We start from the raw sequence: 14,286 nt of genomic DNA, 5'->3' as shown, positions 1-14,286 counted from the left end.
CAAGCATTAAAAAATGATTTGATTTTACCTCGCTCTTCTTTTGGTTTATACTTGTCGGAAGAATTCGTTCGGAGGGGAGTGAACAACGATGGCATTTGACGGTTTAGTTACAAAATCAGTGGTAGATGAATGCAAGAAAACAATTGAGGGTGGCCGAATCTCAAAGATTTACCAACCAACAGAAACAGATATTATTCTTCAGATTCGAGCTGGAGGAGAGAACAGAAGATTACTCATTTCAGCTAGTCTCACCTTTCCACGAGTCCATCTAAGTGATGAAACTTTCTCTAATCCAACAGAGCCTCCTATGTTTTGTATGCTTCTTCGAAAGCATTGCGAAGGGGCCATTATAGACCGCATTTCTCAAGTTGGGATGGAGCGGGTCATCCATCTTGATATGAAGGTCAGAGATGAACTAGGAGATTGGAAGACGCGCAGAATTATCGTGGAAATCATGGGAAGACATAGCAATATTATCTTATTGGATGTAGAACGCAATCTCATTTTAGATGGGATCCATCATGTTACCCCAGCCATGAGTACGCACCGCGTTGTCCTTCCAGGCAGACCTTATGTTGCTCCACCAGAACAAGGGAAAAAGAATCCACTTCTTTGCAATAAAGAGCAGTTTATTCAATCCTTCGATTACAATGCCGGAAAGCTAGACAAGCAAATTGTTGACCGGTTTAGTGGCGTGAGTCCGCTCATCGCAAAAGAAATCGTCCATCGTTCTCCACTAGGGGACCGTGACAAGTTGTGGGAGTCTTTCCAAAACCTTATGACTGATGTACGTGATGGACTATACACACCGCAAATCGTAACCAAAGGAGATAAAGCCTATTTCTCCATAACCGATCTTACCCATTTAGATGGCGCAAAGAAAGAATTTGAAACGATTCACAGCTGTCTGCAAACTTTCTTTGAGCGCAGGGCGGAACGTGATGCCGTCCGACAAAAAGCTCATGATCTGATTCGCTTTGTATCGAATGAGCGGGATAAGAATGAAAAGAAGATTCTAAAGCTAGAAGAAACAAGAAAGGAAGCTCAAGAGGCTGACCAATTGAAGCTTTACGGAGAATTGATAACAGCTTATATGCATGAGTTAAAAAAAGGAGAGCATGTGGCTCGTGTTGTGAATTACTATGATGAAGAAGGCTCCATGATAGACATTCCACTTGATCCTTTAAAGACCCCTGCAGAAAATGCTCAATCCTATTACCGAAAATATAATAAAGCGAGAAATAGTCTTCATGTTATCGAAGAGCAGATCGAATTAGCAGAAAAAGAGCTTGAATACTTTGACGGACTGGTTCAACAGCTTTCGTATGCAACACTAGAAGACATAGCAGAGATTCGCGAAGAATTAGTAGAAGAAGGCTATCTTCGCTTCCGAGGAAAGAAAGGAAAGAAGAAACCGGAAAAGCCACATCTCGAGAAATACCTGTCGACTGACGGGATAGAGATTCTAGTTGGAAAAAATAACAAGCAAAACGAATACCTGACCAACCGACTCGCTCACCCTATGGAAACTTGGCTCCATACAAAAGATATCCCTGGCTCCCATGTCGTCATCCGATCTAAGGAACCTACGGAGAATACTTTAAAGGAAGCTGCTTCCCTAGCCGCCTACTTCAGTAAAGCTCGGGGGTCTAACCAAATTCCTGTAGACTATACGCTTATAAAACACGTACGCAAACCTAGCGGCTCGAAGCCAGGCTACGTCATTTACGAGCAACAGAAAACAATTTATGTATCATCAGATGAAGAGCTTGTTCGAACACTTCGTCAAAAGAATTAACTTGGCGGTGAAACTAATTCTAGTTTAAGGCGTTTATATATAAAGAGAAAAATGGGAGAGAAGGGGAAGCTCATGAAAAAATGGATCATATCGATCGGGGCACTCGCCATCCTTGGCTTTGCTGGATATAAAATAGGAATGAATTATGTTTCGGAGAAAATGATGGATCAAGTCACACAGGAAGTGCTGACACCGAACGAAGTAAAACAATTACTAGACGATCCGGTCATCCAACAAGCCATTGAGGAGCATGGCGGGACGCAAGCTTTAGAACAAATGAAGAAACAAGCCCCTGCTTCTGTTCCTGAGGCTCCTGTAGTAGGTCAGGAGCAACCAGCCATTTCAAAACCAGCATCTGCTAGCCCTAGTCTTCTCTTCTCTACCCGTGAGGAGGCAATGAAATTCCTTCTAACTAAATTTACGTTGAATGAGTTATCCAGTCTTGCTTCTAAGGCACAAGGAGGGCTAACATCCGAAGAAAAGGAAGAGATTAAACAAACTCTCCTTTCTAGACTTTCTCCGGAGGAATTTCAGGCATTGAAGATCCTAGGTTTGATTGAATTAAGCAAAAAATAGTTTATAAAATAAAAAACCGGCAGCTCTCGAGAGTTGCCGGTTTTTCTATTCCTTATTTTTTTGCATCCTCTAAATAGCTTAAGTTAATGAAACCATCGATATTGTCGTTTTGCGTATAACCCGCTTCTTTACTAATTTGAGCCATCTCTTTTAAGACTTCCTCATTCACTTCAGAAGTGACAACACTTCGTTCCATAGCGGCTTTAATATCTGATTCCTTTAACTCTTTACCTGTTAAATCTTTGATGTGCTTAATGAGCAATTGTGTTGCTTCTTCAGGGTTTTGCTGAATAAATTCAATGGATTGAAGGTGAGCCTTCAAGATCTTTTTCGTTAACTCGGGGTTTGTCTCCGTAAAGACTTTCGTTCCTACCAATACAGTATTAGTAGATTCTTTGCCCCATGCAAATTGATCCCAATTCAATAGAATTTTTGCCCCTGCTTTTTGCTCAAGATTCACTCCCCAAGGTTCTTGAGTAGCCGCTCCATCTACATCCTTCTGTAGGAAAAGAGCCGCCGTATCCGCAGGAGCTTGAGCAATCATGTCTACCGTTCCACCGCTGGACTTTACTTTAAGTCCTACTTCTTGCAGTGCCTTACGCAGCATAATATCCTGTGTCGAACCAATTACCGGAATGGCAATACGCTTACCGTCCAAGTCGTTTAAGCTCGTAATCTCAGCGTCTCCGCGTACCGCGAGTACTGCTCCTCCGTTTACTGCTCCAGCCAAGACCTGATGAGCAGGGTTCTTCAGATAATTATTCATAGCGGGTCCAGGTCCTACTGTACCGATATCAATTTGTCCAGTTGACATAGCTTCCATGAACAAGCCACCGTTTGGAAAGTTCTTCGTCTCGAGGGCAACCTCACCTAATGCCTCTTTAATAAAGCCCTTTTCTAGTCCTACAATCACCGCCATATGAGTTAAGTTAGGGAAGTATCCTAAGCGTACTGTTTCCGCTGCTTTTCCTGTTTCTACGTTATTTCCACATCCTGTAGCTAGTAAGGCAGTAATCGCTAAACCACTAATCAAACTCTTCCATCTCTTCTTCATGTCAACCGACCCCTCTTATATATTACTCATATAAAACTTATAAATTTTCTTATAACCGGGCTTGAACTCCCCATCTTCTCATGACAGAGCGTTCCATCCGTAAGAATACTTGGTTGTCCATAATCGTTCCAACTACACCTATGATGATCATGACAGAAAGCACCAAGTCCATGGACTGCAAGGCGCGCCCCATCTCTAATAGATGTCCTAAGCCTCCGCTTCCCCCCAGCAATTCTCCTGCCATCAAGGCTCTCCAAGCGAAGGCCCAAGCTACACGCATCCCCGAGATCAAGTGTGGAATGGAGGCTGGCAAGATCACCGTTCTCAACAGGTGAATTCCGCTCGATCCCATCGTCTTAGCCACCCGTAAATAGAGAGGGGGAACATTCTTAAACCCTGTACTTGAAGTAACGGTCATCGTCCAGGTCGCTCCAATGGTGACAATAAACAGAATGGATCCTTCTCCAAGCTTAAACCACATAATGGCTAACGGCAGCCACACAATACTTGGAATGGACTGCAATGCCGTAATGAGGAACCCTAGCGTATCATCTACCCATTTATATCGAGCAATGAAGTAGCCCATAATCAGTCCTAGAGTAATCGCAATACTAAACCCAACGGCTAGACGAGCTAGTGTTAGTCCTGTGGCTTTTAGTATCTGTCCACTGATAATGCCACTCACCAATGTTCCTAATACCGTTGCTTCTCCATGACTCGAAATAAGCAACGGCGGCCACATAAAGGAGGGAAATAGGCCTGACTTAGATATTACTTCCCATATTGTAAAGAGGATCCCTAGAAACAGAACCCTTCTTAAGACTGTAATCATCGCCCATTTCCTCCTTCAAGACTTTCTCCATCTCTTCTTTTAAACCGGCCATTATTCGCTTCTCTAGGTGAACCAATACACTGTCTGAAGGATCACGAGGATGAACAGCCTCTACTTTAAATTCCTTTTTCAAATTCCCGGGTCTCGTTCCCATTAGAACAATGCGCTGAGATAGCATAACCGCTTCTCTAATATTGTGGGTGATAAAAATGATAGTCTTCCCTGTTTTTTCCCAAATATCTTGCAACTCATGATGGAGTACCATTCGTGTTTGTTCATCCAGTGCAGCAAACGGCTCATCCATCAGCAGAATATCCGGATCCATAACCAGTGCACGAGCAATCCCTGCGCGTTGTTTCATCCCGCCCGACAGCTCATGCGGATAAGATTTAGCGAACCGAGCCAAGTGAACCATACGCAACGCTTCCACAGCCTTCTCTTCCGCCTCACGACGTGGAATCTTCTTCAACAATAAACCGTACATCACATTGTCCAACACATTCATCCAGGGAAATAATCCGGACTCTTGAAACACGACAATGCGGTCAATTCCAGGTCCTTTGATAGGAATTCCGTTTACCTTTACCTGTCCTGAGGTTGGAAAATCTAATCCGGCAATTATATTTAAGATGGTTGACTTCCCGCAACCTGACGGCCCAATTAAAGAGAGAAATTCACCAGGATTAATCGTAAGATTAACATCCTGTAAGACTTGCAACTTCTGGGAATTTTCCTTGTCAAATATCTTGTTGACCCATTCTAATACGACTTGCATGTGTGAACCCTCCCCCCTAAACCAACTTTATTTATGAGTTACCCACTTGGAATTATAGGTTTTATTATAAGCATCTTTTGGTTTGTGTCAATTGATATTTTAATAAACAAAAAAAATAGGAGAGCCTTTAGCTCTCCTATTTCTCTTCAGGAACCTCAACATCAATATTAGCTGCCTGTTCCACTACGTTTATTGCTTGTTCAATTGTCTGCTTGTCTAGAGCTGTATACTTGACCATGTCTTGAATGGATCCTTCGGTCTTCACTTTTTTCTGTTCCATCTTCTATCATCTCCTAGGTAGAGGTAGAGTTCATCTATACTTTACCCATAGAGAGCTGATCCTATTTATTCCTAACTATTCCACTTTGCCGTATACGCTTCAGGATTTAGTCTCCACCCCGCTAACTCGGTGACCTGTTCCTCTTGTAGAATTCCTTGTTCCTTCGCCTGCTCTAGTAACGCAGTATAATTACTGATGGTGTCCATTGGATAACCAGCATCGCTAAAGGCCTTTTCTGCTTTATCAAACTGATAGGAGAAAATAGCTAAAACAGACAACACCTGTCCACCAGCCTCTTTTACGGCATCTGCAGCCTTAATAGAGCTGCCACCAGTCGAAATTAAATCTTCGATTACAACTACCTTCTGGCCCTCACGCAGTACACCCTCAATCTGGTTGTTGCGGCCGTGGCCTTTCGCTTTGTCACGAACATAGATCATCGGCAATTCAAGCTCATTCGCTACCCATGCCGCGTGAGGAATCCCCGCCGTGGCTGTACCTGCAATGACCTCTGCCTCGGGATACTTCTCTCGAACAAGTTCTGCAAAGGCACGAGCTACAGAAGCACGTACTTCTGGATAAGACATGGTCATGCGATTATCGCAGTAGATAGGGGATCTAAGTCCTGAAGTCCATGTAAAAGGGTTATCCGGACGAAGATGCACAGCACCAATCTCTAGTAATTGTTTTGCGATCTGTTTTTCACGCTGTTCCATTCTTATCCCTCACTATTCTCTATGATTTGCGACATCGCAGCAGCAGGGTCTGCTGCTTGAGTCACGGGTCTGCCAATGACAATATAATCTGAACCTAATTCAAAGGCCATCTCAGGCGTTGTAATCCGTTTTTGGTCCCCTACATCTGCTCCGGCTGGACGAATGCCGGGGGTGACCGTGATAAATGAATCCCCACAGCTTTCTTTCACCAAGGGAACTTCAAGTGGAGAAGCGACCACGCCATCGAGGCCTGCTTCCTTTGCTAGTATGGCATAGTGCTTTACACAATCCGCAATGGAACCTGTTATGCCGATCTGTTGGTTCATCGTTTCTTGTGTTGTGCTCGTCAGTTGCGTTACGCCGATTAACAACGGTTGACGACCCTTGCCCGCCCCTTGTTCTAATCCCTCACGTGCTGCCATCATCATTTCCTTACCGCCAGCTGCGTGGACGTTTACCATGTCTACACCAAGAGCCGCTAGACTTTTCATCGCTCCCTTCGCTGTATTCGGAATATCATGGACCTTAAGATCGACGAATACTTTAAAACCCATGTCCTTTAAGCGGCCAACAACAGTTGGTCCAGCGCCATAGTAGAGCTGCATCCCTACCTTGACATAGCTCGCTGTTCCCTGCAGTTTATTGGCACACGCTAATGCTTCTTCAGCCTTGGAGTAGTCTAGCGCTATTATGATTCGATCCTTCACCGTCATCATTTCCAACCGGCTCCAATCAGTTCATTTATGGAGTGAACTCCCATTTTATCTAACCAAGCTTCTAGATCATCAATAATGGTTGGACAAGCATAAGGATCTACGAAGTTAGCGGTCCCTACAGCCACAGCCGATGCTCCTGCAAGGAAGTACTCAATAACATCCTCAGCCGATCCGATTCCGCCCATTCCGATAATCGGAATCTTAACCTGCTGACTTACTTGCCAGATCATGCGGATGGCAACCGGCTTAATAGCAGGTCCAGACAAGCCTCCAACTTGGTTGGCTAAGATCGGCTTTCTTGTGCGTAAGTCAATGCGCATTCCAAGTAACGTATTGATCATGCTTAATCCATCAGCACCGGCTTCCTCTACTGCCTTGGCAATAGATACGACGTCCGTTACATTCGGAGACAGTTTGACAAACACGGGAACCTTGCTAACCTTCTTGATTTCCTTCGTCAACTCAGCTGCAATGACAGGATCCGTTCCAAACGTTATTCCCCCGCATTTTACATTAGGACAAGAGATATTGAGCTCCAACGCGGACACATTGCTTACCTGAGAAATTCGCTCTGCTACTTCAACATAGTCTTCCGTTGTTGTCCCGGCAATGTTAACGACTACCGGAAGCTCTTTATATTGTTCCAGCCATGCGAGTTCTTCTGCTATGACTTGTTCAACCCCTGGATTCTGTAGGCCAATAGCGTTAAGCATTCCCCCTGGCGTCTCCGCCACACGAGGAGTAGGATTGCCTTGGCGCTCTTCTACGGTCGTCGCTTTTACTGCAATGGCTCCAAGCTTATTTAGGTCATAAAACTTGGAGTACTCCCGACCGAACCCAAAACAACCTGAAGCCGGCATGACCGGATTTTTCATCGTAATTCCTGCTATATTAACCTCTAGACGGGAAGTGGTCATGATAACACCACCTTCCTAAGCTCAAACACAGGACCATCTGAGCAAATCTTATAATAGGATTTCTTTGAACCCTCTGCAGACGGGCATACACACGCGAGACAAGCACCTACTCCGCAGCCCATACGCTGTTCAAGTGAAAGATATCCTTCTTTATCCGTCCCGCTATAGCGATCTTGTAGAGCCTTCAACATCGGGAACGGGCCACAGGAATAAAGAACATCCCAGGCGTCATCCCCCAATCCATACTGATCGTTTAATAAGTGCGTGACTAAACCTTGATGTCCCTTGGATCCATCTATCGTCGTTACATAGACTTCTCCTAACTGCCCGAGTTCTTCTTCTAGAAACACCTGTTCAGCAGTACCAAACCCGATCACACTTGTCACTTTCACTCCCATAGCAACCAAGCGTTTACCTAAATACAATAAAGGCGGAACCCCTACACCCCCACCGATGAGCAAGGCATGCTCCCCTTCTTTACGATGCTGAATAGGAAATCCATTTCCTAAAGGACCTAGGATATCAATTTCTGCACCAGGAACGGATTCACTTAAGATCTTGGTTCCAGATCCCTCAGCACGATAAATCATGTCTAGGGTGGCTGTTTCTAGATTCACATCGCAAATGCTTATAGGTCGGCGTAGAAGGGGATCGATCCCAGGGCCGCACTTCACATGAAGGAATTGTCCAGGGGAATCCATTAACTTCACCAAGTCGCCTTGAAGGCGGATCCGGAAAACCCGGTCCGCCACTGGCTCATTACTTATTACTTTCAGAAATCCTTTATCCATGAATTACTGCCTCCCGTTTTGGCTGGATAAAGGACGGCATAGATTCCGTACCAAATGTAATGGTCTCAATGACACGCAGAAGAGCTCTTGCGGTATCAAGGGAAGTCAGACATACCACTCCATTTTCTACAGCCTCGCGACGAATACGGAAACCGTCACGTTCAGGTGTTTTTCCTTTAGTTAGGGTATTGATGACGATACTTGCTTCCCCATTACGAATACGATCTAAGAGATTCGGTGTACCTTCTGTGACTTTGTTTACGGTTGTAACAGAGAAACCTGCCTCTTCAAGCATAGCTGCCGTTCCGCTCGTAGCCATTAGTTTAAAGCCAAGATCATAGAAGCCTCGAATCAGTTCCATTGCTTCATCTTTGTCTTTATCAGCTACGGTAACAAGTACACTTCCATGTACAGGAATCTTCATTCCGGAAGCGACTAATCCCTTATAGATGGCCTTAGACAAGTTCTTGTCACGTCCCATCACTTCACCCGTTGACTTCATCTCAGGTCCAAGTGTAATGTCTACACGACGCAGCTTCGCAAAGCTAAACACAGGAACCTTAACCGAGATATGCTCTGCCTCAGGATGATATCCAGGAGTAAAGCCTTCGCCCACAATAGTGTGTCCCATAATCACCTTCGTTGCTAAGTTAGCCATCGGAATACCCGTTACCTTGCTTAGGAATGGAACGGTTCTAGAGGCACGTGGGTTTACTTCAATAACATACACTTGATTATCATGGATAACGAACTGGATATTCACTAAACCTTTTACTTTTAAGCCCAAAGCAATTTCCGTTGTAATTTTAATAATTTGGTCTTTCAATTCAGGACTGATGCTTTGCGGAGGATATACCGCAATCGAGTCACCGGAGTGAACCCCTGCACGTTCGATATGCTCCATGATTCCAGGGATAAGTACGTCTACTCCATCACAGATCGCATCGACTTCCACTTCTCTTCCCAACATATAACGGTCAATTAACACGGGGTGCTGAGGATTGATCTTTACAGCTTGCTCCATATAGCTTAAAAGCTCTTTTTCGTTGTAAACAATCTCCATTGCGCGGCCGCCCAAGACATAAGATGGACGAACGAGGACAGGATATCCTAGCTGATTCGCTGTTTCTACTGCAGCATCCACATTAGTGACTGTTTTGCCTAACGGTTGGGCAATGTTTAATTGACGAAGCAATTTCTCAAACTTTTCACGGTCTTCTGCGGTATCAATACTTTCTAGATCTGAACCTAGAATTCGAACCCCATTTTGAACAAGAGCTTCTGCTAAGTTGATCGCTGTCTGTCCACCGAATTGGACAATGACGCCCTCTGGCTTCTCCGCATCAATAATATTTAATACATCTTCAATAAATAATGGCTCGAAGTACAAGCGATCGGAGGTATTAAAGTCTGTTGATACTGTTTCTGGGTTGTTGTTGACGATAACGGCCTCATACCCGGCTTCTTTAATCGCCCATACCGCATGTACTGTCGCATAGTCGAACTCAATTCCTTGTCCGATACGAATCGGTCCAGAGCCAAGGACGATGACTCGCTTCTTCCCTGTTTCTTCGCGCTCATCTTCTTCTTCATAAGTAGAATAGTAATAAGGAGTTTCAGCTTCAAACTCAGCCGCGCAAGTATCCACCATCTTATATACAGGCACAAGACCTTGTTCCTTACGCTGTTTACGCAAGTCAGCTTCTGTTAAACCTGTTAATTCCGCAATTTTTCGGTCTACAAATCCAAGACGCTTAGCTTCACGAAGAAGTTCGAAATCTAAAGATTCATTCTGAAGCTTGGATTCGAATGCAACGATGCGTTCAAACTTGACTAGGAAGAAGTGGTCAATCTTTGTTAATTCATGAATTTGGTCTCTTGTCATTCCTCGGCGGAAGGCCTCCATCAGCAAGAAGATCCGCTCGTCATCAGCTACAGCGAGTCTTCTCTCCAATTCTTCCTGAGAAACATCCTTAGCCTCTTTTAACTCTAAGTGGTAGGCACCCACTTCAAGAGAACGAACGGCTTTAAGGATAGACTCCTCAAAGGTTCGTCCAATGGCCATAACCTCACCGGTAGCCTTCATCTGGGTTCCAAGTTTACGGTTAGCTGAAATAAACTTATCAAATGGCCATCTTGGTATCTTCGTTACCACGTAGTCAAGAGATGGTTCAAAGCAAGCAGAGGTACGCTTCGTAACTGGGTTTTCTAATTCATCCAAGGTATATCCAACCGCAATTTTTGCTGCCATCTTGGCAATCGGGTAACCAGTAGCCTTAGAAGCCAAGGCACTAGAACGGCTTACACGCGGATTTACTTCAATAATATAGTAATTAAAGCTGTACGGATCTAAAGCTAACTGAACGTTACATCCGCCTTTAATGTTTAATGCATTGATAATTTTAAGGGAAGCCGAACGCAACATTTGGTATTCCCGGTCAGATAAAGTTTGGCTCGGTGCCACAACGATACTGTCTCCCGTGTGAATACCGACAGGATCCACATTTTCCATATTACAAACCACAATGGAATTCCCTTTGTTATCACGCATGACTTCATACTCGATTTCTTTAAAGCCAGCAATACTCTTCTCCACTAGACATTGAGTGATTGGGCTGTACTTCAATCCACTCGCTACCGTTTCACGAAGGCTCTCCTCATCATGAACGATACCGCCTCCGGTTCCACCTAGCGTATAAGCTGGTCGGACAATAATCGGATAGCCGATGCGATTAGCGAAAGCTACAGCGTCCTCAACGGTGGTGATAATGTCACTTTCTGGTACAGGCTCGTTTATTTCATACATTAGAGCACGGAATAAATCACGGTCCTCTGCTTTGGTAATAGCCTCTAGGTCAGTACCGAGAAGAACAACTCCCTCTTCTTCCAAGATACCCGCCTCAGCCAATTCCTTCGCTAAGTTCAAGCCGGTCTGTCCACCAAGGGTAGCCAATAATCCATCAGGTTTCTCTTGACGAATGACACGAGAAACAAACTCTACAGTAAGAGGCTCAATGTAAACCTTATCTGCCATATTCGTATCGGTCATAATGGTTGCAGGATTACTATTGATCAGGACAACCTCTAATCCTTCTTCTTTAAGAGCTTCACAAGCTTGTGTGCCGGCATAATCAAACTCGGCTGCTTGTCCAATTACAATAGGGCCGGAACCAATCACAAGAACTTTCTTTATATTAGCGAGTAATGGCATATGGGTTTACCTCCTTCTTATGCTGCTCTACCATATCTAGGAAACGATCGAACAAATATCCTGAGTCATATGGACCTGGTGCAGCTTCAGGGTGATACTGAACAGAGTACGCTGGTAGAGATTTGTGCTCTAGTCCTTCAATGGTGTCATCGTTAATGGCAATATGCGAAACCACAAGATCTGTGTCAACCAAAGAATCTTTTTTCACAGCAAATCCATGGTTCTGAGAAGTAATAAATGTACGGTCTGTCGCTAATTCTTTTACGGGTTGATTTCCACCGCGGTGTCCGAACTTCATTTTTTCAGTATCCGCTCCACACGCTAAGGCAAACAGTTGGTGTCCTAAACAAATCCCGAACAGAGGATATTTTCCTAAGATGTCCTGAATCATGGTTACAGCGACACCCACATCTTTTGGATCCCCCGGTCCATTGGATAATAGGATTCCATCAGGTCGAAGTCGGTTAATCTCTTGAGCCGTTGTATTATAAGGAACAACGATCACATCACAATTACGCTTTGTCAATTCACGTAGAATTCCACTCTTCGAACCAAAGTCTACAACCACAATTCTTGGGCCGCGGCCAGGTACTGTAAACACACTCTTTGTGGAGACTCGAGAAACTTGATCATTCATGTTGCCGGATTTCTGAAGCTGGTCTAGGAATTCCTCTACCTTTACATCCGATGTGGTGATAACCCCTCTCATCGTTCCATATTGACGAATTTTGCGGGTTAATCTGCGTGTATCGATATCGCTAATCCCTGGTATGTCATATTCCTGTAATAGGGAATTTAATGTCTGCTGGCTTCTAAAGTTACTCGGATCTTGCGAATGCTCTCTTACAACAAAACCATGAATGAACGGTCTTACCGATTCGAAATCATCTCGATTAATCCCATAGTTTCCAATCAATGGGTAGGTCATCGTGACGATCTGACCACAATAGGAAGGGTCAGAAAGAACTTCTTGGTATCCTGTAATTCCTGTATTAAAAACGACTTCTCCGTAGGATTCTTTTGTTGATCCGAACGCTTTTCCAGCAAACACTGTACCATCTTCTAAAATTAGTCTAGCTAACATTCGCTCCACCCTCTCTTTTTACGATTTTTATACGGTTTTCAATACCTCATCGCGCTTCCATACAACAGATCCAGCTACTACCGTCATGACTGGCCAGCCTTTCAGCTTCCATCCTGTGAAAGGTGTATTTTTCCCCTTACTAGCAAACTCTTGCGGATTCACTTCTCGCTCGGTTTCTAAATCAATGATGGTTAAGTCCGCTTCTGCTCCTTCTTCCAATCGGCCCCAAGGAAGTCCGAAGAGCTCAGCCGGTTTTCTCGTCATCTTTTCAATGATTTCTTCTAAGGTAAACTCTCCGCCTAGTACAAGATGGGTATACAATAGAGGAAAAGCAGTTTCTAATCCAACGATTCCAAATGGTGCTAAGGCCATTCCCTTTTTCTTTTCTTCTTCTGTATGTGGAGCATGATCCGTAACGATAATGTCGATGGTGCCGTCTTTTAATCCTTGAATTAGGGCTTCACGATCTTTCTTAGAACGAAGTGGCGGGTTCATCTTGTAGTTAGAATCAAGACTTGGGATATCTTCGTCTGTTAGCAACAAGTGGTGTGGGCACACCTCTGAAGTTACTTTCAACCCTAACTGCTTTGCATAGCGTACATGTCTCACAGATTGCTCTGCACTAATATGGCAAACATGATAGTGAACGCCTGTTGCTTCTGCTAGCATAATGTCTCGAGCTACGTGAATAGATTCAGCTTCGTTCGGAATCCCTTTTAATCCGTTCTTCTCTGCAAAAATACCTTCATGGACAGATCCACCTTTAGCAAGGGTATCATCTTCACAATGCGCGATAACTGGAAGTCCCAGCTCAGCTGCTCTTTTCATTCCTTCTTTCATCATACGGCTGCTCTGAACGCCTACACCGTCATCAGATACTCCCACAATTCCTGCCTCTTTCATCGCAGCCATGTCTGTCAGCTCATCGCCTAACTCTCGAAGAGTAATACTGCCGATAGGGAGCACTCGGACAACCCCTTCTTTAGCAGCCTTGTCTTTAATATATTTCACTACTTCCACCCGATCGGTCACAGGCTTCGTATTCGGCATGCAAGCTACTGCTGTGTATCCGCCTCGCGCAGCCGCTGCTGTTCCTGTAGCAATGGTTTCTTTCGCTTCAAATCCCGGTTCACGTAAATGGACATGCATATCAATAAACCCCGCGGAAACCAATTTTCCTTTAACATCGATTTCCTTGTAGCCTTGGTCTTCAATTTGTTCTGCAATCTTCGAAATTACGTTGTCTATGATTAAGATATCGCGTTGGACTAGCTCACCGTTATCTAGTATTTTTCCATTTTTAATTAAGATTCCCATATCATATATCCTCCTCTTTTATTCCTCTTAGTATGTCACGAACTGTCCAGAATATGGTTCAGAACTCATACTTATCTGGACATTTGTTCTTATCCTTATACAAGGTAGGGAATGGCTGCACGTGTTAATCCTTAGGTCTTTTAAGTGTCAGGAAACAAATAAAGGCTTCCTGTCACTGACAGGAAGCCTACGTGTAGCATGAAATAAAGGGTAAAATTG

The 14,286-nt window shown here is 44.2% G+C and carries 13 protein-coding genes; 2 read left to right on the top strand and 11 right to left on the bottom strand.

The annotated features are described in order from the left end of the window. Positions 1-88 precede the first annotated feature (88 nt). Both EIZ39_RS02190 and EIZ39_RS02185 read left to right on the top strand, forming a co-directional pair. On the top strand, positions 89-1,798 hold the full coding sequence (locus tag EIZ39_RS02190; RefSeq protein WP_129196942.1) for an Rqc2 family fibronectin-binding protein: 1,710 nt from the start codon (positions 89-91) through the stop codon (positions 1,796-1,798). A gap of 72 nt (positions 1,799-1,870) precedes the next feature. Continuing rightward, complete coding sequence (locus EIZ39_RS02185; protein WP_129196939.1) at positions 1,871-2,374, top strand: hypothetical protein; 504 nt, start codon at positions 1,871-1,873, stop codon at positions 2,372-2,374. A 52-nt stretch (positions 2,375-2,426) separates the two neighbouring features. On the opposite strand, the gene EIZ39_RS02180 is transcribed toward EIZ39_RS02185, so the two are convergent. From EIZ39_RS02180 to EIZ39_RS02135, 11 genes are all read right to left on the bottom strand, one after another. After that, positions 2,427-3,428, bottom strand: coding sequence for an aliphatic sulfonate ABC transporter substrate-binding protein (locus tag EIZ39_RS02180; RefSeq protein ID WP_129196936.1), 1,002 nt, complete (start codon positions 3,426-3,428; stop codon positions 2,427-2,429). A gap of 49 nt (positions 3,429-3,477) precedes the next feature. After that, entirely contained in the window at positions 3,478-4,260 is a 783-nt protein-coding gene (locus tag EIZ39_RS02175; protein ID WP_129196933.1) for an ABC transporter permease, read from the bottom strand. Further along, a complete protein-coding gene (locus EIZ39_RS02170; RefSeq protein ID WP_129196930.1) occupies positions 4,193-5,035 on the bottom strand; it encodes an ABC transporter ATP-binding protein in 843 nt (280 codons plus the stop codon). The genes EIZ39_RS02175 and EIZ39_RS02170 overlap by 68 nt, the downstream gene beginning before the upstream one ends. A 136-nt stretch (positions 5,036-5,171) precedes the next feature. After that, positions 5,172-5,315, bottom strand: coding sequence for a hypothetical protein (locus EIZ39_RS26335; RefSeq protein ID WP_164984855.1), 144 nt, complete (start codon positions 5,313-5,315; stop codon positions 5,172-5,174). Between the two features lie 71 nt (positions 5,316-5,386). Next, positions 5,387-6,031 carry an orotate phosphoribosyltransferase gene (gene pyrE, locus EIZ39_RS02165; protein ID WP_129196928.1) on the bottom strand — a complete coding sequence of 215 codons (645 nt, stop codon included), beginning with the start codon at positions 6,029-6,031 and terminating at the stop codon, positions 5,387-5,389. A gap of 2 nt (positions 6,032-6,033) precedes the next feature. Beyond that, entirely contained in the window at positions 6,034-6,747 is a 714-nt protein-coding gene (gene pyrF / locus EIZ39_RS02160; RefSeq protein ID WP_483296004.1) for an orotidine-5'-phosphate decarboxylase, read from the bottom strand. Beyond that, a complete protein-coding gene (locus EIZ39_RS02155) occupies positions 6,744-7,664 on the bottom strand; it encodes a dihydroorotate dehydrogenase (protein ID WP_129196925.1) in 921 nt (306 codons plus the stop codon). Before EIZ39_RS02155 ends, pyrF begins: the two co-directional genes overlap by 4 nt. Beyond that, entirely contained in the window at positions 7,661-8,455 is a 795-nt protein-coding gene (locus EIZ39_RS02150; RefSeq protein WP_129196923.1) for a dihydroorotate dehydrogenase electron transfer subunit, read from the bottom strand. Before EIZ39_RS02150 ends, EIZ39_RS02155 begins: the two co-directional genes overlap by 4 nt. Continuing rightward, the gene (gene carB / locus EIZ39_RS02145) at positions 8,448-11,666 is read right to left on the bottom strand and encodes a carbamoyl-phosphate synthase large subunit (protein WP_129196920.1); all 3,219 of its coding nucleotides are present in this window, start codon (positions 11,664-11,666) and stop codon (positions 8,448-8,450) included. Before carB ends, EIZ39_RS02150 begins: the two co-directional genes overlap by 8 nt. Further along, on the bottom strand, positions 11,650-12,750 hold the full coding sequence (locus EIZ39_RS02140; protein WP_129196917.1) for a carbamoyl phosphate synthase small subunit: 1,101 nt from the start codon (positions 12,748-12,750) through the stop codon (positions 11,650-11,652). Before EIZ39_RS02140 ends, carB begins: the two co-directional genes overlap by 17 nt. 27 nt (positions 12,751-12,777) lie before the next feature. Then, a complete protein-coding gene (locus EIZ39_RS02135; protein ID WP_129196914.1) occupies positions 12,778-14,067 on the bottom strand; it encodes a dihydroorotase in 1,290 nt (429 codons plus the stop codon). Positions 14,068-14,286 lie beyond the last annotated feature (219 nt).

This window comes from Ammoniphilus sp. CFH 90114 (genome assembly GCF_004123195.1).
Taxonomy (GTDB): domain Bacteria; phylum Bacillota; class Bacilli; order Aneurinibacillales; family RAOX-1; genus YIM-78166.
This window is presented reverse-complemented; position numbering and strand designations above follow the sequence as displayed.